This window comes from Streptomyces sp. ME19-01-6 (genome assembly GCF_033793745.1).
In the GTDB taxonomy this organism is placed as follows: Bacteria; Actinomycetota; Actinomycetes; order Streptomycetales; family Streptomycetaceae; genus Streptomyces.
Map to the genome: position 1 here is coordinate 65,190 of NZ_JARAXF010000030.1, position 23,276 is coordinate 88,465.

General features: G+C 70.1%; 19 protein-coding genes and 1 pseudogene. 9 read left to right on the forward strand and 11 right to left on the reverse strand.

The features are described from left to right. Positions 1-118 precede the first annotated feature (118 nt). Together PV419_RS41120 and PV419_RS41125 are read left to right on the forward strand one after the other, a co-directional pair. Positions 119-325 (forward strand): SRPBCC family protein, encoded by a 207-nt coding sequence (locus tag PV419_RS41120; RefSeq protein WP_319697847.1) that lies wholly within the window; start codon positions 119-121, stop codon positions 323-325. A gap of 18 nt (positions 326-343) precedes the next feature. After that, positions 344-574, forward strand: a complete 231-nt coding sequence (locus tag PV419_RS41125; protein WP_319697848.1) for a hypothetical protein — start codon at positions 344-346, stop codon at positions 572-574. Positions 575-586: 12 nt separating this feature from the next. On the opposite strand, the gene PV419_RS41130 is transcribed toward PV419_RS41125, so the two are convergent. From PV419_RS41130 to PV419_RS41150, 4 genes are all read right to left on the reverse strand, one after another. After that, positions 587-4,231 (reverse strand): AAA family ATPase, encoded by a 3,645-nt coding sequence (locus PV419_RS41130; RefSeq protein WP_319697850.1) that lies wholly within the window; start codon positions 4,229-4,231, stop codon positions 587-589. Positions 4,232-4,281: 50 nt separating this feature from the next. Beyond that, positions 4,282-4,680: a hypothetical protein gene (locus PV419_RS41135; RefSeq protein ID WP_319697852.1), complete on the reverse strand. Its 399-nt coding sequence runs from the start codon at positions 4,678-4,680 to the stop codon at positions 4,282-4,284. A 528-nt stretch (positions 4,681-5,208) separates the two neighbouring features. After that, positions 5,209-5,403: a hypothetical protein gene (locus tag PV419_RS41145; protein ID WP_319697854.1), complete on the reverse strand. Its 195-nt coding sequence runs from the start codon at positions 5,401-5,403 to the stop codon at positions 5,209-5,211. A 348-nt stretch (positions 5,404-5,751) separates the two neighbouring features. Further along, the gene (locus PV419_RS41150) at positions 5,752-7,101 is read right to left on the reverse strand and encodes a tyrosine-type recombinase/integrase (RefSeq protein ID WP_319697856.1); all 1,350 of its coding nucleotides are present in this window, start codon (positions 7,099-7,101) and stop codon (positions 5,752-5,754) included. Between the two features lie 878 nt (positions 7,102-7,979). Between PV419_RS41150 and PV419_RS41155 the strand changes: the two genes are divergently transcribed. Next, positions 7,980-8,228, forward strand: coding sequence for a hypothetical protein (locus tag PV419_RS41155; RefSeq protein WP_319697858.1), 249 nt, complete (start codon positions 7,980-7,982; stop codon positions 8,226-8,228). On the opposite strand, the gene PV419_RS41160 is transcribed toward PV419_RS41155, so the two are convergent. The 6 genes from PV419_RS41160 to PV419_RS41185 form a co-directional block, all read right to left on the reverse strand. After that, on the reverse strand, positions 8,209-8,394 hold the full coding sequence (locus tag PV419_RS41160) for a hypothetical protein (RefSeq protein ID WP_319697859.1): 186 nt from the start codon (positions 8,392-8,394) through the stop codon (positions 8,209-8,211). The two genes, PV419_RS41155 and PV419_RS41160, sit on opposite strands and share 20 nt — an antisense overlap. Positions 8,395-8,433: 39 nt before the next feature. Then, complete coding sequence (locus tag PV419_RS41165) at positions 8,434-8,580, reverse strand: hypothetical protein (RefSeq protein ID WP_319697860.1); 147 nt, start codon at positions 8,578-8,580, stop codon at positions 8,434-8,436. Beyond that, a complete protein-coding gene (locus PV419_RS41170; RefSeq protein ID WP_319697861.1) occupies positions 8,564-9,394 on the reverse strand; it encodes a hypothetical protein in 831 nt (276 codons plus the stop codon). Before PV419_RS41170 ends, PV419_RS41165 begins: the two co-directional genes overlap by 17 nt. 74 nt (positions 9,395-9,468) lie before the next feature. Then, a complete protein-coding gene (locus PV419_RS41175; protein ID WP_319697862.1) occupies positions 9,469-10,005 on the reverse strand; it encodes a hypothetical protein in 537 nt (178 codons plus the stop codon). Between the two features lie 463 nt (positions 10,006-10,468). Beyond that, positions 10,469-11,404, reverse strand: coding sequence for a phosphotransferase family protein (locus tag PV419_RS41180; protein WP_319697863.1), 936 nt, complete (start codon positions 11,402-11,404; stop codon positions 10,469-10,471). Positions 11,405-11,806: 402 nt separating this feature from the next. Continuing rightward, positions 11,807-12,478, reverse strand: coding sequence for a hypothetical protein (locus PV419_RS41185; RefSeq protein ID WP_319697864.1), 672 nt, complete (start codon positions 12,476-12,478; stop codon positions 11,807-11,809). A gap of 313 nt (positions 12,479-12,791) precedes the next feature. Between PV419_RS41185 and PV419_RS41190 the strand changes: the two genes are divergently transcribed. Continuing rightward, positions 12,792-13,115: a hypothetical protein gene (locus PV419_RS41190; RefSeq protein ID WP_319697866.1), complete on the forward strand. Its 324-nt coding sequence runs from the start codon at positions 12,792-12,794 to the stop codon at positions 13,113-13,115. Between the two features lie 1,005 nt (positions 13,116-14,120). Here PV419_RS41190 and PV419_RS41195 read toward each other — a convergent pair. Then, complete coding sequence (locus PV419_RS41195; protein ID WP_319697867.1) at positions 14,121-15,176, reverse strand: LacI family DNA-binding transcriptional regulator; 1,056 nt, start codon at positions 15,174-15,176, stop codon at positions 14,121-14,123. A gap of 472 nt (positions 15,177-15,648) precedes the next feature. Here PV419_RS41195 and PV419_RS41200 point away from each other — a divergent pair, with 472 nt between their 5' ends. The 5 genes and pseudogenes from PV419_RS41200 (at position 15,649) to PV419_RS41220 (ending at position 22,123) form a co-directional block, all read left to right on the forward strand. Next, positions 15,649-17,058 (forward strand): ABC transporter substrate-binding protein, encoded by a 1,410-nt coding sequence (locus PV419_RS41200; protein WP_319697869.1) that lies wholly within the window; start codon positions 15,649-15,651, stop codon positions 17,056-17,058. Positions 17,059-17,063: 5 nt separating this feature from the next. Further along, a complete protein-coding gene (locus PV419_RS41205) occupies positions 17,064-18,023 on the forward strand; it encodes a sugar ABC transporter permease (RefSeq protein ID WP_319697870.1) in 960 nt (319 codons plus the stop codon). A gap of 4 nt (positions 18,024-18,027) precedes the next feature. Continuing rightward, a complete protein-coding gene (locus tag PV419_RS41210; protein WP_319697871.1) occupies positions 18,028-18,939 on the forward strand; it encodes a carbohydrate ABC transporter permease in 912 nt (303 codons plus the stop codon). Between the two features lie 107 nt (positions 18,940-19,046). Beyond that, positions 19,047-20,552 (forward strand): alpha-N-arabinofuranosidase, encoded by a 1,506-nt coding sequence (locus PV419_RS41215; RefSeq protein ID WP_319697872.1) that lies wholly within the window; start codon positions 19,047-19,049, stop codon positions 20,550-20,552. Between the two features lie 50 nt (positions 20,553-20,602). After that, positions 20,603-22,123: pseudogene (locus PV419_RS41220) on the forward strand (alpha-N-arabinofuranosidase). The last annotated feature ends 1,153 nt before the right edge of the window (positions 22,124-23,276 follow it).

A 23,276-nucleotide genomic window follows, 5' to 3' on the forward strand; every position in this document is an offset into this window, starting at 1 on the left:
TTCACTCGGCGGGAGGCTGTCCGCAGTCCGCCGGCTCCTGATCACGAGCGTGACGGGATTTCGGGTTCCGGCTCGACAGGCCCGGCAAGCACGAGACCCCGGGCTTTAGCTCAAGGCCATGAAGTTCCGGCTCTGGGAAGCGATCACGGACCTGTCCCGGATCGGCGACTGGAGCCCCGAGTGCACCGACGCGGCCTGGCTCGACGGACACAGCGGGCCGGCGGTCGGCGCCCGCTACGAAGCCCGCAACCGTTTCCTCCACGGCCTGGTCACGCAGGTCGTCTGCGAGGTCGTCGCCGCCAAAAGGCCGTTCACCTTCGTATAGGACGTGTACGGCGGCTCCGTGGGGTTCCCTGAGCTGCTTGCCACATGGCGCTACGGCCTCCGCCCCGCCGCCGAGCTTCCCAACCGCACGGTGGTGCGGCAGTCGTTCACCCATGGCCCGGGCGACAGCGGGCTGCGGTGCGGGCCGATCCAGAGCATTCCGCGGCGATCGTGCGGGGCGTCTGTTCGGCGCAATATGACGACGTCGATCGAGGGCATGGTGCGTGACGTCAAGGGCCGCGGCACCTGACGCGCAGGAGGCTCACCTCGGCCACTCCCGCCGCGGAGAATGTTCGTACGCGATGACCGTGGTGTCCTCCGAACCCGACACGACGAGGTCGCAGTCGCCGACACGCCCCGTCGCCACCGCGTACACCGTGCCGTGATGCCCGGTCAGCGCGGTGCCGACCGGGGCGCCGGTCAGGGCGTCCCAGAGACGGACCGTGCTGTCGACCGAACCCGAGATCACCAGGTCGCGGTCGCCGAAGCGGCCGAACGCCACCGAGCAGACGCCCTTGCCGTGGCCGACGAGCGGCTCGCCCAGCGGCTGGCCCGTGACCGCGTCCCAGAGCCGCACGGTGCTCTCCCAGGTTCCGGACGCGATCACGTCGCGGTCGCCGTTCCGTCCGATCGCCACGCACAGCACGTCCCTGGCATGGCCGATCAGGCGAGGGGCGGTGAATGCCGGCATCGCGGGAACGGTCAGCTCCCCGGTGGCGGCGTCCCATACGTGGATGTGGCCCTCGCCCGAGCCGCAGACGATGACGTCGCGGTTCCCGGCACGGCCGAGCGCCACCGTCCGGGATCCGGCGCGGACACGCAGCGTTCGGATCAGGTCACCGCGGACAGCATCCCACACCCGGACCTTCTCGTCTCCGTGCAGGCCTCCGCTCACGATCACGTCGCGGTCACCGGCCCGACCGGTCGCCAGGGCCCGCACACCGCTGTCGTGACCGCCGAGGACATGGACGACGTCCCCGGTCGCGGCATCCCAGACGCACGCGGTCCCGTCCTCGGAGCTGGTGATGATCACCTCGCGGTCGGCGGCTCGGCCGAGCGCCACTGCGTGCACCGGCGCGAAGTGCCCTGCCAGGGCGCTGATCTGGGCGCCCGTGGCGGCGTCCCAGATCAGCACCGTCCCGTCGCGCGCCCCGGAGACGACCACGTCGCGCTCCCCCGCCCGCCCGATCGCCACGGACTCCACGGGCAGCCGGTGGCCGGCCGCGGACGCGGTGGCCGGGGAAGCGAGGGTGGCGTCCCAGATCCGCACCGTGCCGTCGCCGGATCCGGAGACGATCACGTCACGGCCCTGGACGCGGTCGATCGCCACGGCCACGACGGACGAGGTGTGCCCGGCCAGCGGTGCGCCCAGTTGTGCGCCGGTGGCGGCGTCCCAGATGCGTACGGTCAGGTCGAAGGCACCCGTGACGATCACATCCCGGCCATCGATCCGGCCGACGGCGAGGGTGGCCACGCTCGCGTGGTAGTCAAGGGAAATGTCGGTGCACCGCCCGGTGGCCGCGTCCCAGACGCGCACGCCGCCGGCCGAGGCAGAGCCGGCGGACCTCCGGAGGTCGTAGGCGTTCGTGACGATCACGTCGCGCCCCGCGACCCTGCCGATCACCACCGCGCGCACCGCACCGTCGTGCCCGATGAATGGGCTGCCGATCTGCCGGTGGGTGACCGGGTCCCAGATGCGTACAGTGCTGTCCTCGGCCCCGCTGACGATCACGTCCCGGTCGCCCACGCGGCCGAACGCCACCGCGTTCACGGCGCCGTCGTGAGCTGCCAGAGTGGCACCGAGCGGTTCGCGCGTGGCCGCTTCCCACACCCGTACTGCGCCGTCCCCACCGCCGCTGACGATCACGTCCCGGTCGCCCACGCGGCCGAACGCCACCGCGTTCACGGCGCCGTCATGACCGGCGAGGGGGACACCGACCGGTTTGCGGTCGGTCGCGTCCCACACTCGTATCCACCCCTCCTCGTCACCGGCGACGATCAGATCGTGGTCCGCGACCCTCCCCAACGCCACGGACATCACGGCCGAGTCGAGGGCCGGCAGGGCGCCGAGCCGCGCGCCGCTGACGGCGTCCCAGATCCGCACCGTGCCGTCGAAACATCCAGAGACGACCACCGGGCGCGGGCCGACGAGGCCGAGGACCACGGAGTCCACCACGTCGTCGCCGCCGACCAGCTTGAGGTGCTGCCGACCGCCCCAGGACGCCCAGCGGATCGGCCATTCCCCGTCCGCGCGGCGTCGGCACGCGGCGACGAGAGCGTCCGAGCCGAGCCGGGCGGCGTTGGCGGCCAACCTGGTCAGATTCTGGGACCGCGCGTTCGGCGTCCAGTCGTGCAGGCTCAGTTCGAACGCGGCGAGCGCGTGCCTACCGTCGGCAGTGTGCAGGCCGCCTCGTTGGGCCAGGACCGCGTCGGGTCCTGCGACCAGCAGGAACCCCGGGTCGCAGACGAGGGCGTCGAGCACTCCCGCCGCGGCGGCGTGCGCAGCGAGGTGGGTGCGCGCGTAGGCCCCGGCGTCGCTCCAGTCACGCTCGTCCTCGGTGCCCGGCGGGGTGAGCGCCTCCGTGATCGCGCGATGGGCGGCGTGCACCTGCGTGGTGAGCGCGCGGGCCATGCCTGCCACGTCCGGCCGGCCTGCCTGGAGTCGGCCCTCCATGAGGTCGCGCAGGCTCTGGTGCCGGATCGCGTAGCGCGGCTCTCCGGATGCGTCGTCCTGGCGGTAGAGGAACGGGCGGATCGTCTCCTCGGCGAACACGCGTACCGCCTCGGTCGACGGCATCCGGGCGAACAGGCTGAGCTGCTCGGCGGTCAGCGGGGCCCGGGCGGCCGCGAGCACGCCGAGCAGCGGCCGTATGACCTGGGCCCACTGCCGCTGGGCCGCTTCGTCGTGCGGCGCGCCTCGCCAGCGCTCGATCTGCTGCGCGTAGTACCCGGCGAGGTCGGAGGGAAGCTCGGCCACGCTGCGCGGCCCCCGTACGCCGTCCCGGATCTCGTCCAGCACGTACTGAAGGTAGATCCACACCCCGGCACAGGACTGCGCCACGGCCCGCCGAAACCACTCCAGTTCGGTCCCGCCGTCGCGCACGGCCCGCAGGAGGCGCTCGTCTCCGCTGTCGGGGTGGGTGACCACGGAGATGAACCGACGTATGTCCTCCAGGTTCTGCCGACCGTCGACCTCGATCTCCAGCCAGGCGATCGGGCGGCGCATGCCGTGCAGGGCGCGGCCGAAGCCGAATCGGCTCGTCGCGATCACGAACACCCCGTCGGGCAAGCTCCCGAGCAGCCCCAACGGAGGGCCGCTGCCGTCGACTTCGGGCCCGTCGTCGATCTCGTCAAGGCCGTCGATCACCAGGACGATGGGCTCGCCGGGTGCGCTCCGATTGCGTTCGTGGGCGGCAGCGTGGAGCAAGCGGCTGAACCACTCCGGTCGACCGGACGTGGGCGGAATGATGCCGTCCGGCGCCCACTGCTCGGCAAGCCGCCACTGTGCGATCAGCTGGGCGGCCAGGCTCTTGCGCGCCGCCTCCCCGGAACGCCCACCGGGCAGGCGCGTGAAGTGCTGGAGCCAGGGACGGGTCCACACCAGGTGGGCAGCGAGCGTGGATTTGCCGACCCCTGCCTCGGCCTGGACCAGCACGTACCCGCGCGGGTTGGCCGCGATGAATCCGTCGATCCGTTCGATCAGCCAGTCCCGCCCGACGAAGCGGGCGAGGTCCAGGTCGCGCTCCAACGGAGCGGGGTCGAAGCAGACGTCCTGCAACCGTTCCACGGGCCCGATGAAGAGGGTGCGCACCACCGGGCCGAAGTAGTTGTACTGAGCGTTGTGGTCGCCGAACTGGACGCCCTGGTACGTGATCGATTCGCCGCTACCACGCGGGCCTGCGCCCACGCCGCTACCACCGCTGGGCCTCGGATCGTCCATATCCACGCGCGCGGCCGTCAGTTGAACGTGTTGGTCTGCGTGTTGTGATCGCCGATCTGTACGCCCTTGGCCTGTCGGGCGTCCACGAAGCCCGCCCCGTCCCGTGGTTCGGCGAGGCCTATGTCCCGGAGCAACGACCGTGCCGCGGCGAGGATTTCCTCGTCGCTGTCGATGCCGACCGCGACGAGCAGTTCACGCAGCCGGTCCCGCCACGCATCGGACCCGACCTCGCCAGCTTCGCCGCTCTCGCCGGCTTCCAGGACTCGCACACCGCCCTCGCCACGAGCGGCGAGTCTCAGCCGCACCAACTCGCGCAACCCCGCGTACGCCTCGCGCACCGCACTGCTCGCGGTGTCCGTGAGCCCCGCCGCGGCGCCCGCCGACAGCGCGGCAAGCACAAGTTCCACCCCGTTCATGACCGCCCCGTCGTCGCGCCGAATTGGTTGACCGAGCCACCCGACCGCACACGTCCAGCACGCGGCCCTCCAGTATCGGCTCTTACGGCGTTCATGGCCAGGCCGTTACACGGCTCCGCCCGACGGCCGTGCCCTGCGGCGACGTGTGTCGGTTGCGCCGCGCGACGATGCGGTAGGCGTTGCGTCCTGCCGACGCAGCGCGGTCCAAAGGTTGTCGAGCGGGATGAGAAGCTGTTGTCTTTTCGATCTTGAGAGATGCTTATCGATCGGGTGGCCGCGGGGCCCTGGCCCGTATCCATGCCGAACTGCACGAGTTGGTCCGGGTCCACGACGATCTCAATTCCCGCACCGTGGCGGTGATCCTGGACTCCCAGTCCGTCAAGGGAGCCGAGACGGTGGGAGCGGATACACGCGGCTTCGACGGCGGCAAGCTGATCACTCGCCATACCTCCAGTGAACGCCCGAGGCGGTGCCACCGTCACCGCCTCGAGAACCCACGTGTTCTTCAGCTGATCACAAACTGCTTGATCAATCGGCGTGGCGGTTGAGCTGGGCCATCAGCTCGCGGTTCGCCGCGCGTGCAGCGGCAAGGTCGTCGTCACGCTCCTGGAGCTTCAGCTCCAGATCGATCACCTGCTGCTCGAGAGTCGTGATCCGAGCCTTGAACTGCTCGGTGTCCTCGGGACCGCCGATACCGGACTTTCGCCAGACCTGCTCGCCCAAGACTTCGCTGAGGCGGGCTTCGAGACGGCGGACCTGAGCGGCGAGCCGGGCGGTTCGGGCGTCGGCGGCCAGCAGATCGGCTTGCAGGGAGGCCCTGCTGACGGCCGGGCTGCGGCCCCCGGGGACGGTGGGCGGCTCGGTCGGCCTGGGCGTGGACCTGGCCGAGCAGGTCGCGGTGGCGGTAGAGGAAGGTACGGTCGACGCCGGCGCGGCGGGCGATCGCTGCGACGCTGACGTCCGATCCGTCCTTCGCGGCCTGGGCCAGGGCGGTGAGCACGCGCTGGCGCCGTCGTCCGGTGTCGGCCCGGCGTCCCTCGATCATCGCCTGGACGGAGGGGTCGGGTGCGGTCATGCGGGTCGCTCCGGTCGGAGGTCGGGCAGGGGCTGGCGGATGCGGGGCATGCCGAGGAAGTTCTGCCGCATCTGGCGGACGACCTGGGCGGCCCGCTGGATCTCGGCGCGTTCGGCTTCGGTGAGCGTCTCGACGTCCTCGGTGACACGCTGGATCAGACGTCGGATGCGGGTGATCTCCGCGTCCGAGGGCATGGCCTCGGCGCGGGCCCAGTCGTCTGCCTCGGCCATCGACCGCAGCTTCTCCCGCTGCCGCAGGAGGTCGTCGAGGTAGGTGCGCAGGTCGGGGAGGTAGGAGACGTCGGTGGAGAAGTGGTCGCAGCCCACGCAGCGGAACCGGAGCGGGCAGGCTGAGCCGCCGGCGGCCACGTTGGTGGGCTCTGAGCAGGTACCGAAGGGGACGACGACCGCGCCGATGGCGCGGCGGGTGCGTTCGGCGTCCAGCACGGTGGTGACGGCTCCCCAGATGCGGGTGCCGTGGCGGTCGAACTGCAGCTGGGTGACGCGCTCGACCGCCTCGCGCAGGCGTACTTCCTTGACGCGGTAGTAGGAACGGGTGGATTCGAGGCTGTCGTGGTCCATGAGTTCGGCCAGGACGTCGACGGGGACGCCGGCGTCCGCGTGGCGCTGGGCGAAGGAGTGCCGGTAGGTGTAGGGAAAGATCTTCTCCTTGTCGAAGACGGTGCCGTCGTCGAGGACGAAGTCGGGCAGCTTCTCGACCCATTCGCGGTGCATGGCGCTGAGGTGGTTGGAGTCGATCGACCGGTCCCCGCGGAGGTTCAGATTCTGTGCGGGCAGCAGGACCAGTGCCGATGGCGGCCGGTCGGGGAAGCGTTCGCGTACGCGTTTTTGCTGTTCGGTGATCAGTTTCGCGGTCGGCTCGTGGATGGGCAGCTGGCGCCCGATCCGCTGTTCCTTCCAGTTGTTGTAGAGCAGCACGGGCTTGCCCTGGCTGTCGCGGGTGAGGCAGTTCAGTTCCAGGCGGCAGATCTCTTCGGGCCGGCGGCCCGTGTCCATCAGCAGCTCGACGCTCAGACGTATCTCCAAGCAGGTCATCGCCTCGAACGAGTCGAGGTGGGCGCAGAGCTGGCGCATCACCTCGGGCGGCAGGTCCTGGCCCTCCTCCGAGGGCTCCGGAGGCTTGGGGACGTCGAGGCGGGTGATGACGAAGTCGTCCGGCAGACCCGCCAGGGGTCCTTCGGGGCGGGTCAGCCCCATGACCCGGCACTGTTTGAGGACGTTGCGGGCCATGCGGACGTAGCTGATGCGGGTGTTCGTGGTGAACCGGCCGTTGGCGTCGAGGAACGCCATCCGGTTGAGGAAGTTCTCGATGTCGGCGCGGGACAACTCGCTCTTGTCCGTGCCGCGGTCGGGGCGGGCGCGCAGGGTGTCGGAGAGCTTGGCCAGGCCGTGGAGGTGCTGCTGAGCGTGGGACGCGGTGCTCTTGGAGCGGACCTTGGAGAGGTAGTCCGCGGGCCCAGCGTTTGGCGCTCTCGCGCAGCCAGGGCTGGTGGATCACGGTGAAGACCAGGGTGCCGCGGTGGCCGAAGGCGACCAGGTCCCATTCGTCCTTGGCGTACTCGCCCTCGGGGGTCTTCACGGCCCGGATCGCGTAGATGCGGGTCCGGTTCAGCAGGATCAGGGCGTCTTCGTTCGCGACGGGGTCGGGGACGTCCTCCAGGCGGCGGGCGAGCGAGGGGCGGATCGTCTTGTCGATCAGCGCACGGAAGTTGCCGGCCTCGGTGCGGGCACCGCGGTGGCAGCGGTGCTGGAGTCCGAACAGCAGCTGAGCGACGATGAGTTCAGGAAGACCCCTGAAGCTGATCTCGACGCCGAAGCTGCCCGACTGCGCGGTCCGCAGCCACCGCTCCTCGTCGAACCCTCTCTCGCGGCGCAGGGCCGGGAGCTGCTTGCCGTGCGGGTGGCACAGGCGTGTGCCACTCTCGTTGACGGCCTGACGGTTGCAGGCCAGCACCGAGCAGTCCTCCAGGCCGGGCAGGCCCTTCACGGACGGATCGGCGAGGAACTCCTCCAGCGTGCCGCCCTGCTTGATCATCTGCCAGCGGTGGGCCCGGCATATCGGCTCGTTGCCCGAGCTGATCCACGGGCGTTCGCAGCCCAAGACCCGGCAGTTCTCGGTGCCCAGATGAAGATGCCGCGAGATGCGGGGAATGCGGACGAACTCCTCCACGGGCATGCCGGACTTCCGGTGCCGGCTGTAGCAGGTGCTGCACAGCTTCTTCCCGCGCACCGGGGACTGGCAGTTGGGCACCGGACAGCGTCTGCCGCCCATGGTGGGGTGCCCCACCGGCGTCATCACGCGGCGCTCGGCGTTCCAGCCTGCCTCGGCGAGGAAGTCCTCCCTGATCATGGACCACAGGAAGGTGGTCACCTCGGCGTCGGACGCGTCCGTTCCCGGGGCCGGAGCGGTGACCACGGGCGTGAGCATGCGACTCATCGGGCACCCCCGGTGAACTCGCGGGACGAGGGCACCGCGTCCACCGCGTCCCGCAGACGGTCGGGAGCCGGTGTCAGATACGGCTCCGCGCTGGACAGCCGGGAGTGGTCCAACAGCGCGGCGATCTCGTCCTGCCCACCACCCGCGTCCGCGAGATTGCTGCCGGCCGCCCGGCGCAGCATCCGCGGTGTGACGTTCCGGCTCAGCCCGGCACGCTTCGACTACCGCCCTAACAACTCGGTGATCGAGTCGGTGGTCATCGGGGCGCCGAGCGGCTCGGCGAACAGGTTCACCAGCACGAAATCGCTGCCTGGGCCGTGCGGCAGCGCCATCCGCTCCATCACGTACTGGTCATAGGCGAGGACCACCAGGCGGTCGACAGGCTTCCAACGGCCCGGCGCGGCAGTCGGCTGCCGCTTGGCCCAGGCCCCGTTGACGTTGTCCCGCCGCAGCGTGTGCAGATGAGAGCCCCGCTTCGGGCAGCCGAGCGGCGTCGAGTCCGGCATGAAGTGCATGTCCTCCCGACGCAGGCCGGCCGCGCCTCCCGGCCGCAGCCCGGCCCGGCCGAGCAGCAGCACGATGAACCGGTCCCGGGCGGTGCGGCAGGCCAGGAACAACCACGATCTCGCGGTCGGTGGCCCGCTCGCCCTTCTTGCGCGGGACCTGCACCCGATGCCGCGGCCGCATCCGGTAGCCGGTCAGCTCCTCCCCGCGAGCCTCCTCGGGCAGGTCCCACGAGTCCGCCACCTCGTAGAGCTGGGCCATCACCGGCGAGGGCACCGCCTTCGTGGTGATGCCGTGCAGCAGGAACTGCCGCACCCCTGTGAGCACGTTCCGGATCCGGGCCGGCTCGCGTACGGCGTCAGCCCCCGGCCCCGGATACACCAGCCCGCTGCCCACCGGGCGCTCGATGCCCGTGACCACCTTCGAGCCGAACTTCAGCCAGACGACGAACAGCCCCAGCTCCTCGGCGGCCACCCGCCAGTCCCGGCCCGTCCGTATGCACCACCGCAGGTACAGCGCGATGTGCCCGGCGTACGTACGGGTCGTCAATTCGGCCTGGTCTCTGCCGAACCGCACGTGCCGCAGGAAGGCGTCTGCCTCCGGGACCACGGCCAGGTCGTCGTCCACCACGGTCCAGTAGCGGACGCCGGATGGGAGTTGAACAGGAAAGGCCCGCAAGGGTCTCCTCCGATCTCAGTGCAACGTGTCGCAACAATCGCGACAGCCCCAGAGATGCTAGAGAAAACCCCAGGTCACACAGCTAGTGCGACGTCACACCACACGTGGAGAAGCCCGAGAGAACGACCACCAGGAGCACGGCGTCGCGCGGGTCGGCGGTGACGCGGTCGGGGACGACGTCGGCGTACGACTGCGAGCCGAAGCCGCGGACCACCAGGACCCGGGATACCCGCGTCGGCGAGCCAGCCGGTCAGCTGCTGGCGCAGGGTGTCCTTCTCCGCCGCGACGTACAGGGCGTGCTCCTGGCCCTCGGTGCGGTCGAGGCGGAACCAGTCGGGCATCTCCGCGACGAACGCGTCCGCGCCCGGCCAGGCCGGCGGGACGTGGACCTCCCGGACGGTGTCGATCAGGTCGGGGAACCGGCCCTCCCTGCGGGCCTTGGCCAGCTGCGCGGACAGACGGCGGTACATCGGCGCCGTGTGCGGCAGCGTCCCCTCGGAGACCAGGCGGTACATGACCTGGCGCAGCGTGACCTTCATCGGCGCGTACCCGTTCACGATCTCCCGCGCCCGGTCCACCACGGACGGCCACCGCACCCGCTCACGCGCCATACCGGTACATGTACCCCTGGACGCCGTCCGTCGCCTGGACCTCCCCGATCTGGGTTATCCACAGGCCGGAACGCGAACGGCGGTTCCTTCGTACGCTGCTGCCCGAATCGGATCACACGGGGGTGTGCGGGATGCGGTACGGCGTAGTGGTGGAGGAACTCGCGGTCGAGGTCATGGCGCAGCTGCCGACGACCGGGCCTGGCGGGAGGTGCTGGCACTCGTGGAGGTCGCGCGGATGGATCCGCGAGCCTGGCCCGATGTCTGTGACCCGGGCTCCGTGGAGGAGATCCGGGAGGCGTTCGGACGGCGGTGCTGGATCCAGTACATGCCGCACGGCCGGGGCGATCGAGGTCCGTGACATCGGGTGGGTGGGCTGACGCCTGGGCCTCTGCTGACGCGAGAGGCCCAGGTCACTGACACGGGACCGGCCAGCCACTGACACGAGAGCGAGACAGCGGCGGTTTCAGCTCAGGCGGTAGCCGAGGAGCGCAAGGCCGGCGGCCGCAGCGCGGCGCTGGTAGGCGCGCAGTCCCGGGGCGCCGGGGGGTGCGGGCTTGCGGGCGTTGCGGTGCCAGTGGCCGGTGAGTGCGGCGAGGAACGCTGTGGTGGTGTCGGGACTTCCGGCAGTGGCGGGGTGGTCGCGGAGCAGACGGGCGATGTCTGCGGGCGTGTGTCCGGCGAGGATGAGCTGCGGGGCGAGGGAGGCGGCGTCGATGCAGGCCGGACCGGTGGTCGCGTGTGCCCAGTCCACGAAGGTCACGCCAAGGTGGTGGTCGCGGACCATGTTGTCGGCCCGCAGGTCTCCGTGGACGATGCGGTTGCCGTGGGCGAGGGCGGGCCAGGCGGCTTCCAGTTCGGCGAGCTGCGGCAGGTAAGCACGGGCGGTGGGGGCGAGGTCGGCCGGCGGATCGGAGAGCAGTTCGTCCCAGCCGTGCAGGGCCGCCGTGGTGGAGGGCGTGGTGCTCACCGCCGCGGCATATGGGGTCGGGGCGGGGCTGGAGGTGAGCTTGTCCAGCAGCGCCCAGGTCTGTTCGGCGTCGCCGGAGGCCGGGGAGAGGTCGGGGTGAGGGCCGTCCAGGTGGGCGATGACGACGGCGGTCCAGTCGGCGGCGCGGTGGATGCCCAGTAGCTCCGGTGCCGGGGCGCCGGGCGGCAGTGAGCCGAGGACTGCGGCCTCGTGGACGTTGGCGGCGGTCAGCGGATCGTCGTCGGGGGCCGCCTTGACGAAGGCCCGTTTGCCGTCGGCCAGACGGAGAACGGCGGCGAGCTGGTGACCGAAGCCGCCTGCGGGGGTGACCGTGTCGGTGACGGGTGCGCCCAAGGCGTCTTCGAGGCGGGCGCGCAGGGGCGTGGGGACGTCGGTCCATTGCAGACGGCCGCTGGTGGGCGGTACAGGCATCGGGGCAGCTTTCAGAGGTCCGGAAAATCGGTGGGCGGGGTGATGGGGTGCGCGCCGAGCCGGACCGCGAGTCGGGGCTGAGGAACGAGGTCCTCAGTGCTCCAGCTCGACGCCGGGCGCTCGTCGCCGCATCACGCGCATTCGCCTGTGTCCTCTGAGTGCAGAAGTGCAAAGGGGCGCCCGTAGGGGTGCCCCTCCACTGTAGTGGTGGTGCTGGGTCACGCGCTGTCGGTGTCGGTGGTGCTCCTTGGCATGCTCGATGGTCCGGAGGTGAGGGGAGCTGCAGCCGGCCACCGCGTGACCGCTGGGCACGCCGTCGTTGGAGAGGCGGCCCCGTCACGCCCGGCCCCAGGGATGTCATGGCTGATCCCCCAGGGTCCGCGAGATGTCCGGAGCGGAGTCTCACTCTTCTGGGCCGTCTGGCGGCTGTTCTGCACGGTGGGCTGCCAGGGCGGCCCAGCTGGTGCACACCAGGACGGCGGGCTCCGTGAGCCCCGGCCCGATGCCGCGCGGCATTCCGTCGCCGTTGGCGGCCGGTGGTTCGGACGGCCAGGGGCGGGTCAGCCACTTCCATTCCTCAGCGGCCGGCCCGGTGGCCGAGCTGGAGCTCAGGCCGAGCTCGTCGGCGAGTGCGCAGACAGCCGAAGGGCCGCGGTCGAGGAGTTCGAGGAGGCAGGTGGCGGTGACGGCGTGGACCGGAACCTGCTGGCGGTGGGCGAGCCCGGCCAGGGTGACCGCCAGGATGTTGCGGACGGCCTGGTAGTCCCAGGAGTTGGGGACGGACTGGTCCCGTACGGTGATCTCCTCTGCCCGGGCCACGGCGCTCGGCCACTGGGCTACGGTCCCTGGCCGCTCGATGTCCTCCATCTGGTCCCGCAGTTGCTGGGCCGCGCCGATGACGGCGTCGTGATCGGACGCCCAGAACTGGGGGCTCTGCGCGGTGGGGTCCCCGTACGTCCCGTCTTCGAGGGTCCGGCCTGCCCACATCTGCACGCTGATCCCCACCGTGATGCCGATCCACCAGGCACGGTCATTCGGGACCAGCCGTGCCTGAGGGCTGCACCAGGTCGTCAAGTACGCCCACGATTACGGGCAACACACCGCCTACCTCGTCATCTACAACATCAGCGACAAGCTCCTCGAGCTGCCGACCGACGGCACCCCCGGAGCCTGGCCCCCATACACCGAACTCTCCGGCGCCCGCGTCTACTTCATCCACGTCCGCGTCCTGCCACCCACCACCACCGCCAGCAAAGCCGGCAAAGCCACCCGCGTCACCCTCACCCGAGACGACCTCACCAACCCCAACGCCTCCTGACGTCCGAGTCAGCAGGTACTTTCGGCAGGATCCATACCTCAAGTCGCCTGCCACCCAATAGAGAGCACCGTGAACAGCCGGGACCGCATCCCGTACTTCCGCTGGCAGCGCCACTTGCCGCGCCTCATACAGGACCGGAGCGCAGGCCTGATGATGGCCGGGGCGGCGATCATCGCCCTCTCGTTCAGCGTCATCGGCGGTCTCGCTGAGCTGTCCGGACCCTCATCAGATCCGTGCCAGCGGGCACGCGACATCGCCGACGAAGCCCGCCCCGCTGACGGAAAAGTGGACTCCGGCATTGAACGCGAGCAGGCCATCGAACCAGCAGGTGAATGGCTCGACGCTGCCACGGAATGCCAACAGGCCGGCGGCGACCCAGGACCCGGGTTCTAGCCACCACACCGCAGAGCACGCCACCCCAATGGCACCTCAAGTAGCGACCCAGGAAAACTGCACTACGCTCGATCAACCTGCACACAGCGCATAAGCGCAGGTCAGACAGCTACTGCCGCGCTCATCCCCGCACTCCGAGGACCCCGCCCACCAGGAAGACCACTCACAAAAAAGGGAAACCCCAGCTCGTAGCCACAGCAGCCACGCAGGACGACTGGGCGACGACAGGCCCTGGCCCCACGACGCGCAACTCGCTGCACTCGACCCGTGGTGGAACCCACCCTGGCGAGCCACCTGGAACCACAGCTGGCACCAAGCCCACGCGTACTACAGCACCGGCCTGCCCTTCCCCAACCAGACCACCAAATGGATCCGCACCCAACAACGCACCTGGGACCAGCTCAACCCCCACCAACAACACCTGATGACCACCCTTGGCATCCACGGGCCCACACCCCTGTGCCGCTACAACAGCCACCCAGCGAACATGACCGACCAACCGACAAAACTGATCAACACCTACGAGACCAACCCAGAACGAGAAACCCGCAGTCCACAGGCCCACCCAGCCCTGCCCCGCCAACAACGCCAAACACCTCGCCAGCACACAGCACACCGCCAGCCCCAACCAGCCAACTGATCAGCCCAGCTCAACACCCCACACACCGATCAAAAAGAACGAACCGCGACAGCGGGGGCGAGGATCACCCGACCACCACGCCTGGTTCCAACGTTGTACCCGGCTGCCGGTGAGCGTCAATAGATCTGCGCCACCGCATGTCCCGATCTCAACGACGGTACTGACGCCGCCGCCACCGCCGCCGACAACCGACCGCGCCCTGCCGTCATCGGCCGACCGCTCTACGGCCCACCGCGGAACTCGACCCCACCGTCAGAGCCCGACCCTGCCTTGCCCGCCCCGGAGCTCCCGGGCGGGGCAGGCGGGGCAGGCGGGGCAGGCGGGGCAGGCGGGGCAGGCGGGGCAGGCGACGTGTGCGGTATCACTCAGCCAGAGGTCCGCGCGGCCCCGGTGCTCTCCCTGACGATGAGCTCCCAGCCGCAGCGGAGGTCGCGCGGCGGGGCGGGGCTCTCGGAGGTCATGCGTTCGACGAGGGCGGACACCGCCTGTCGCGCCATGTCGGCGTAGTCCGGTCGGACCGTGGTCAGGGTCGGGATGGTGAAACGCCCTTCGTCGATGCCGTCGAAACCGGCCAGGGCGAAGTCGTGCGGTGCGTGCAGACCGTGGTCGTGAGCGGCGCGCAGGGCGCCGATGGCCAGGACGTCAGCGAAGCAGTACAGCGCCTCGGGCCGCTCGCCCTGGGTGAAGATCCGAGCGGCGGCGCGAGCTCCTGCTTCCTTGCTGTAATGAGCGCCGGGGACGGCCGGGGCCAAGGCCTCGTCGAAGGCCAGTCCTCGCTCGGACAGCGCTTCCCGATACCCCTTCAGGCGCTGCAGTGCGGTGGCCGTGGCGTGGGGGGCGTGGTCCTGGCGGCCGATCACCGCGATCCGGCGGAAGCCCTGGTCCAGGAGGTGGCCGGTGAGCGCTCGCGAGGCGGCCGCGTTGTCGATCGCGACATGATCGACCATGACGTGCCCGAACGTGGCGTCGGGCTCGTGCTCGCCCAGCAGCACGATCGGCATGGACCTGGTGCGCTGCGCGAGTGCCTCGCCGGCGAGGGCCAGCGGCGACATGATGACCCCTTCGATGAGCGGATCGCGCAGATGCTCGGCGGCGCCGAGTTCCGCTCCCGCCTCGCCTCCCGTCTCCTCGATCAGCAAGGTGTAGCCGGCCTTCCGGGCCGCGCCGATCATCGCGGTGGCGACCTCCGCGAAATAGGGGTTGCCCAGGTCCGGCACAGCCAGTGCTATCACCTGGGAGTGTCCGGTGCGCAACCTGCGGGCCGACAGGTTCGGGCGGTAGCCGATCTCCTCGATCACCTGGTGCACCCGCGCGGCGGTCCGGACGGACACCCTGTTCTCGACGCCGCGGAGCACGTTCGACACCGTCTTGATCGACACTCCGGCCCGCGCCGCGACATCGTGCAGGGTGGGCTGGGCCATCTGGTCCTCCGGGCTCGTTCTCAGTCGTGGTCGCCGTGGTCGCCGTGGTGGCACGGCTGCCGATGACCACGACCCGGTCCTCGTCGGTCGCGGTACGTCCGGGTTCGGCGCCTCTGAAGGTACCGCCACCCGGGCATCCCGGGCCCGGATGTTGCGGCAAGACGTCGTCCAGGTGTCCACCAGCCCATTGACGCGGCTGCCGAAGTAAAGGTACAACGTTGGAACCTGACCGGCCGACCGACGCTCCCCACCGGGTCCCGGACGGCAGAATTCGCAGGCACGGGCCGTACTCCGGCACTGGATGGAGCCGCTTCGTCCCGGCACCTTCGCCAGTGCCCGTGCCGTCCGCCCTCGTTGCCGCACACCCTGCGGCACAGTCTGCGCGCGGGCCGCTCCCCCACATCCACACACGCCACACGCCACACGCACCCACCTGCCCAGCTGAGGTCAGCGGCAGTCGAAGGAGACCCGCATGTCATCCAACAGCTCCGCCAACAGAGCAGCCGCACCCGGCGCTCGTCCCGCCGTAGGCACCTCCCGCCGCTCCCTGCTGCGCCTGCTCGGCGCAGCCGGGATCGGGGCCGCCGCGACCGGTACCCTCAGCGCCTGCGCTCCCGGCACCTCCGCGGCCCCGAAGGCCCTCGGTTCGACCGCACCCGCGAACGCGAAGGGCACCGCCACCCTCTGGTTCCGCGACGACGACCTGCTGAAGGTGTTCCGCGGTGTGGTGCCCTCGTTCAACAAGAAGCACCCGAACGTGACTTTGAAGCTCGTCGGCGTCGACATCGACACCAAGCTGCCTCCGGCGCTGATCTCCGGTGCGGGCGTGCCCGACGGCTCGTTCTTCGGTGACGGCAATGTGCTGGGCCAGGCCGAGCACCTCACCGACCTCACCGCGCAGATGGCGAAGTACCGCGCCGACACCGTGCAGTACAAGCTGGACAGCAACACCAGCGACGGCCGCCTGGTCGGCGTCCCCTGGGACACCGACCCGGGCCTGCTCTACTACCGCGAGGACATCCTGGCCGCCGCCAAGGTCGACCCCGCGCAGCTCACCTCGTACGACGCTCTGCTGGACGCCGCCCGGGAGATCAAGGGCCGGGACGCCAAGGCCCGTCCGATCCCGCTGGAGCAGGACCCGAACCTGGCCACGCAGTGGCTGATGATGCTGGTCAACCAGCAGCAGGGCACCGGCCTGGTCGACGCCAAGGGCAAGCTCACCCTCGACACCGCAGCCTTCCGGACCGCGCTGACCTGGATCAAGAAGGTCGTTGACGAGGGCCTGGGAGCCCGCAGCAAGTTCGCCGGCACCACGCAGATCGCTCAGGCCGACGGCGGCACGGTCTCCCTGGTTCCCTGGGCGATCTGGTACAACTTCCTGGTCCAGGGCACCTTCAAGAAGAGCACCGGCCACTGGCGGGTGGCGCAACTACCCGCGTGGACGCCGGGCGGAGCCCGCTCGGGCGTCATGGGAGGCAGCTCCTTCGTCATCCCCGCCAAGGCGGCCCACCCCGATCTGGCGTGGCTCTTCTACGAGCACGCGATCTACAGTCCGGAGGGCTACAAGGCCGTCTTCGGCAGCAACAGCGTCTACCCCAACGGCCTGAACACCGCGCTGCCGTCGGTGAAGTCCGCGCTCGACCCGGCCACCCCGCTCTTCAAGCCGCTGCCCGGCCTGGGCCGGCAGAACCTGTGGGAGGTGGCCACCAAGGCCTCCCTCGCCATCCCGTCGGGCTACCGCATCCCGTCCTGGTTCAACCAGGCCGCCACCACCTACCTCGGCGCGAACCTGCAGAAGCTGATGGACGGGAACATGAGCGTCGACGACGTCATCAAGAAGTCCGCGTCCGACATCCAGACCAACCTCATCGACCGGGCCTGACCGCCATGGCGAACCTGACCTGGAACACGCGGGCGCCGAGGGCCGGTGAGCAGACCCCGGCACCGCGCCCCCGGGGCCGGCGCATCGGCCGCCGCTCGGTCCCAGCCCGACGGGAAGGCTGGTGGGGACTCGGTCTGATCGCACCGTTCCTGCTGCTCTTCGCCGCCTTCACGGCCTATCCGCTCGGCTACGCCCTGGAGCTCAGCTTCAGCAACTGGCACGGCGCGGGCGCGCTGCGCTGGGTGGGCTGGTCGAACTACACCTACCTGCTGAGGGACTCCGGCTTCTGGTCCTCACTCGGCAACACCGGGCTGATGTGGCTGCTGATCGTGCCGGCCCAGACCCTCGGCGGGGTCGCGGTCGCCAGCCTCCTGACCCGCTCGCGTCTGAGGTTCAAGAAGGCCCTGCGCACCGTCGTCATCCTGCCCTACGTGACACCGCTCGCGGCGATGGCGCAGGCCTTCCTCCTCATCTTCGATGACCAGTTCGGCCTGCTGAACCGGATACTCGGCACGCTCGGCGGCCCCCAGATCGGCTGGCTGACCACGACCGCCTGGGCGAAGCCGGCCATCGCCCTCTTCATCCTGTGGAAGACCAGCGGCTACGCCCTGATCATCATGCTGGCCGCGGTGCAGGGCATCCCGCCCGAGGTGTACGAGGCGTCGGCTCTCGACGGGGCCGGCCCGGTGCGCACCTTCTTCTCCGTCACGCTCCCGCTGGTACGCCGCGCCGTCGGCTTCTTCCTCGTGCTCTCCACCCTCGGCATCTCCCAGATGTTCCTGGAGCCGTTCTTGATGACCAAGGGCGGTCCGTACAACTCCTCGACCACCTCGGGCCTGTACCTCTACCAACACATCTCGGCCTCCGACCTCGGCACGGGTGCGGCGAACTCCTTCCTCCTGGTGCTCCTCGTCCTCCTGTTGTCACTGATCGCGGTCCGTGTCCTGCGCCCCCGGGAGGACTGAGCCGATGACCTCCACCCTGACCCGCCGCCCGTCCGCCGTCGCCACCACTCCCGCGCCCGCCACCGGCTCCGCCCTGCGCCTCGTCCGTACCGTGCTCGGCTACGCCTGCATGCTGCTCGCCGCGGCCGCCTTCCTGCTCCCGATCGTCTGGATGGTCGGCTCCTCCTTCAAACCGGGCACGAGCATCCTCAACGACCCCCTCGGCTTCGACCCCGCCACGGCGACATGGCGCAACTGGTCCGGCATGTTCGACAACACGCCGATCCTGCGCGCCCTGCTCAACACCGGCATCGTGGTCGCGGGCAAGGGCGGGCTGCTGCTCGTCTTCAGCCCACTGGCCGGCTACGGCTTCGCGAAGTTCGACTTCCCCTTCAAGAACGCCCTGTTCGGGCTGGTGCTGCTCACCCTGATGCTGCCGACGCTGGTGCTGATCATCCCGCTGCTGCTGGAGATGAGCCAGCTGAACTGGATCAACTCCTTCCAGGCGCTGATCCTCCCCGGCGCGGTCGACGCGTTCAGCGTGTTCTGGATGCGGCAGACCATCAGCGAGATCCCCGACGAACTGCTGGACGCCGCGCGGATCGACGGCTGCGGACCGCTGCGCGCCTTCTGGTCGGTGGTGGTCCCGGTACTGCGACCCGCCCTCGCCGCCCTCGCCGTGCTGTCCCTGTTCAACATCTACAACGACCTGGTCTGGCCGATCGTCGCCATCAACGACCAGCGGCACGAGACCCTCGCCGTCCTCCTCGCGGGACTGTCCTCGAACGTCAGCGGCGCGCAGGCCGGCGTCAGCAGCGCCGACATGTGGGGCCAGCTGATGGCCGCCTGCACCTTCGCGACCATCCCTACCGTGCTGCTCTTCATGTTCCTGCAGCGCCACTTCATCCGTGGCCTGCTCGCCGGCAGCAGTCGCTGACCACTCGCGGTCGCCCCCGTCGTCGTCGCAACCGTCTGCCTGCCCCCTGCCCCTGCCCCCTGCCCTCCTCTGCCCCCCTGCCCATCGCCGAAGGAATGGCTCCGAACGTGACCACACGGCAGCACGCCCACCTCACCGTCCATCCCCTGTTCGACGTCGGCGAAATCGATCCGCGGGTCTTCGGCAGCTTTGTGGAGCACATGGGCCGCTGCGTCTACTCCGGGATCTACGAGCCCGGCCACCCCACCTCCGACGAAGCCGGCTTCCGCGGCGACGTCAGCACCCTGATCCGCGAACTCGGCGTCAGCGTCGTCCGCTACCCGGGTGGCAACTTCGTCTCCGGCTACGACTGGCGCGACGGCATCGGCCCGGCCGCCGACCGCCCGACCCGCCTCGACCTCGCCTGGCGCTCACTGGAGCCGAACCTCGTCGGCATCGACGAGTTCCTGCCCTGGGCGCGCCGCAACGGCATCGAGTCCATGATGGCCGTCAACCTCGGCACGGCCGGGCCGAAGGAAGCCGCCGCACTGGTCGAGTACTGCAACCTCCCCGACGGCACGACCCTCGCCCGCGAGCGCGCCGCCAACGGGAATCCCACCCCGCACGCGGTGCGGACCTGGTGCCTGGGCAACGAGATGGACGGCCCCTGGCAGATCGGCCACACCACGGCCACCGAGTACGGCCGCCGCGCCGCCGAGGCCGGCAAGGCCATGCGCCTGGTCGACCCCGGTATCGAACTGGTCGCCTGCGGCTCCTCGTTCCGGCACATGCCGACCTTCGGCGCCTGGGAGGCGACCGTTGCCGAACTCACCCTGGACGTCGCCGACTACATGTCCATGCACGCCTACTACGACGGGACCGACGACCGCCGGGACTACCTCGCCTCCGGGCAGCGCCTGGAGCGCTTCATCACGGACGTCACCAACACCTGTGACGCCGTCAGCGCCAGACTGGGCTCCTCGCGTCGCATGATGATCTCGCTGGACGAGTGGAACGTGTGGTCGTCGGCCGCCGGCGCCTCGCCCGTCGGCGAGGGCCAGAACCACGAGATCGGCCACGCGCCCCGGATCACCGAAGACCCCTACGGGGCTCTGGACGCCGTCGTCCTCGGCGACCTGATCATCGGCATTCTCAACCACGCCGACCGCGTCAAGATCGGCTGCCTCTCCCTCCTCGTCAATGTCAGCGCACCGATCGTCACGGAGCCGGGTGGCGGTGCGAGCAAGCAGGCGATCTTCCATCCGTTCGCCACCGCCGCACAGGCCGCCCGCGGACACGCCCTGCGCACCAGGCTCTCCGCGCCGCTGTTCGAGACCTCCTCCCACGGCGTCGTCCCCCAGGTGGCGACCGCGGTCACCCACGACCGGGAGAGCGGTCGGGCGGCGGTCTTCGCCACCAACCGGGGCAGCGAACCAGTCGAACTCACCATCGACCACGCCGCCTTCGGCGCCTTCGACGTCAAGGCCGCGCGCACCCTCACCGCGGCCGACCCCCGCGACCCCCGCGACCTCGCGCTGGAACCCCTTCAGCAGATCCACCCCGGCGAACGGGTCTCGACCCTGCTCCTACCGCCCGAATCCTGGACTTTCGCCGCGGTCGTCGCCCGAGCCTGATCCCGTCCACCACGTCTGTCCCGCCGTCATGCCCATGCGCGAAAGCCGTCATGTCCCACCCGCCCACCGTTCCCGCCCGTTTCACCCTCGATCCCGCCTTCACCGTCGGCACGGTGGACCCGGCGCCTGTTCGACTCCTTCGTGGAGCACCTGAGGCGCTGCGTCTACACCGGCATCTACGAACCGGGCCATCCCGCCGCCGACGAGGCAGGACTGCGCACCGACGTCCTGGACCTGGTCCGCGAGCTGGGAGTGACCACCATCCGCTACCCGGGCGGGAACTTCGTCTCGGGCTACAAGTGGGAGGACAGCGTCGGTCCGGTGGAGCTGCGGCCTCACCGGCTCGACCTGGCCTGGCGCACGACCGAGACCAACGCCTTCGGCCTGTCGGAGTTCATGGGCTTCCTGCGCAAGCTCGGTCACGACGGGGAACCGATGATGGCGCTCAACCTCGGCACCCGCGGTGTGGCGGAAGCCCTCGAGCTGCTGGAGTACGCCAACCATCCTTCCGGCACCGCGCTGTCCGACCTGCGCGCGGCGCACGGCGACAAGGACCCGTTCGGCATCAGGCTCTGGTGCCTGGGCAACGAGATGGACGGCCCCTGGCAGACCGGTCACAAGAGCGCCGAGGACTACGGCAAGCTGGCCGCCGCCACCGCCCGGGCGATGCGCGTGATCGACAAGGACCTGCAGCTGGTCGCCTGCGGCAGCTCCAGCCAGAGCATGCCGACCTTCGGCGCCTGGGAGTCGACCGTGCTGGAGCACACCTACGACCTCGTCGACCACATCTCCATGCACGCCTACTACGAGGAGACCGGCGGCGACCGCGACTCCTTCCTCGCCTCGGCCGTGGACATGGAGGCCTTCATCGAGAACGTGGTGGCCACCTGCGACCACGTGGGCGCCCGACTGAAGTCCAAGAAGAAGATCAACATCTCCTTCGACGAGTGGAACGTCTGGTACCTGTCGCGCTTCCAGCAGGACTTCGACGAGAACCCGCCGGACTGGCCCGAGGCGCCAAGGCAGTCGGAGGGCAGCTACTCGGTCACCGACGCGGTGGTCTTCGGCTCGATGCTGATCGCCCTGCTGCGCCACGCCGACCGCGTCTCGGTCGCCTGCCTAGCCCAGCTGGTCAACGTCATCGCCCCGATCATGACCGAGCCGGGCGGCCCCGCCTGGCGGCAGACGCGTCACGACACGGCCGCGGCCGAGTGTTGCGGGTCGAGCCGCGAAGCCCCGTACAGACGACCGCCAAGTACGGAGACGTACCGCTTCTGCACGCCACGGCGGTACTGGACGAAACCAGCGGAGCGGTGACCGTGTTCGCCGTCAACCGCAGCCAGAACCGGTCGCTGCCGCTGGAGGTCGCACTGCACGGTGCCGGCGTGTCCCGGGTCGCCGAGCACAGCGTGCTGACGGACGCGGACCCGGACGCCCGCAACACCTCGACCGAACCTGACCGGGTCGTCCCGCATCCGGCCACGGGTACCACGGTCGACGGCGAGGTGCTCCGCTGTGAACTCGTTCCTCTCGCCTGGAACATGATCCGGCTGCTGCCGGATCATGACTGAGGACCGTGGCGGTCGCGGACACGGCAGCGCCGGGCAAGGGCGTGCGTGGCCACAAATCTCCCAGCGTGCCCAGGCCGGCTCACGCGTGTGCTTCGGCGACAGCGGGCAGCCGAGCTCGACGGCCGGAGCACCCGCGGGCGAGGCGTCGTACCAGACCGGCTCACAAGTCCTGACTCAGAAGACCAGCGACCGACAACGAAACACAGGCCGGGCCGGTGGTCGCGTGTGCCCAGTCCACGAAGGTCACGCCAAGGTGGTGGTCGCGGCAGGTGGTCGCGGGCGGCGGGGGCGAGGTCGGCCGGCGGTTCGGAGTGGAGTTCGTCCCAGCCGTGCAGAGCCGCCGCTGTCGAGGGGGCGGTGCTCACCGCCGCGGCGTACGGCGGCGGGGCGGGGCTGGAGGTGAGCTTGTCCAGGAGAGCCCAGGTCTGCCCGGCGTCGCCGGAGCGCAGGGACAGGTCGGGGTGCGGGCCGTCCAGGTGGGCGATGACCACGGCGGTCCAGCCGGCCGCGTGGTGGATGCCGAGGAGGTCCGGGGCCGGGGCCCCGAGCGGCAGCGCGTCCAGGACGGCGGCCTCGTGGAGGTTGGCGGCGGTCAGCGGGTCGTCGTCGGGGGCCGCTTTGACGAAGACCCGGCGGCCACCGTCCAGGCGGAGCGCGGCAGCCAGCTGGTGGCCGAAGCCGCCGCCGGGGGTGACCGTGTCGGTGACGGGCGCACCCAGGGCGTCTTAAAGCAGGGCGCGCAGCGGCGGGGGGACGTCAGTCCATTGCAGACGGCCGCTGGTAGGCGGAACAGGCATCGGGGCAGCTCTCAGGGATCCGAAGATTCGGGTGGCGGGGTGATGGGGTGCGCCCCGAGCCGGACTGCGAGTCGGAGCTGAGGAGCGGGGTCCGCTGTCTCAGTGCTCCAGCTCGACGCCGGGCGCTCGTCGCCGCATCACGCGCATTCGCCTGTGTCCTCTGAGTGCAAAAGTGAAGAGGAGTGCCTGTAGGGGCGCCCCTCCACTGTAGTGGGGCCGCTGTCTCACGCGCTGCCGATTAGGGGCAGGTGGCGCAGTAGGGATGGCCCGATGGTTGCGGCATCACACTGGAGTGCGTGTAGGCACTGGGATCCGGGGCCGCTCCCCTTGCGGGCTATGGAGCGGCCGGGAGGGGG

What these genes read in the sequence shown, in the direction of transcription:
- PV419_RS41120 (WP_319697847.1), top strand. Translation starts at nt 119, where the DNA reads ATGAAGTTCCGGCTCTGGGAAGCGATCACGGACCTGTCCCGGATCGGC.
- PV419_RS41135 (WP_319697852.1), bottom strand. Translation starts at nt 4,680, where the DNA reads ATGAACGGGGTGGAACTTGTGCTTGCCGCGCTGTCGGCGGGCGCCGCG.
- PV419_RS41160 (WP_319697859.1), bottom strand. Translation starts at nt 8,394, where the DNA reads ATGCTGCGCCGGGCGGCCGGCAGCAATCTCGCGGACGCGGGTGGTGGG.
- PV419_RS41175 (WP_319697862.1), bottom strand. Translation starts at nt 10,005, where the DNA reads ATGGCGCGTGAGCGGGTGCGGTGGCCGTCCGTGGTGGACCGGGCGCGG.
- PV419_RS41180 (WP_319697863.1), bottom strand. Translation starts at nt 11,404, where the DNA reads ATGCCTGTACCGCCCACCAGCGGCCGTCTGCAATGGACCGACGTCCCC.
- PV419_RS41195 (WP_319697867.1), bottom strand. Translation starts at nt 15,176, where the DNA reads ATGGCCCAGCCCACCCTGCACGATGTCGCGGCGCGGGCCGGAGTGTCG.
- PV419_RS41200 (WP_319697869.1), top strand. Translation starts at nt 15,649, where the DNA reads ATGTCATCCAACAGCTCCGCCAACAGAGCAGCCGCACCCGGCGCTCGT.
- PV419_RS41205 (WP_319697870.1), top strand. Translation starts at nt 17,064, where the DNA reads ATGGCGAACCTGACCTGGAACACGCGGGCGCCGAGGGCCGGTGAGCAG.
- PV419_RS41210 (WP_319697871.1), top strand. Translation starts at nt 18,028, where the DNA reads ATGACCTCCACCCTGACCCGCCGCCCGTCCGCCGTCGCCACCACTCCC.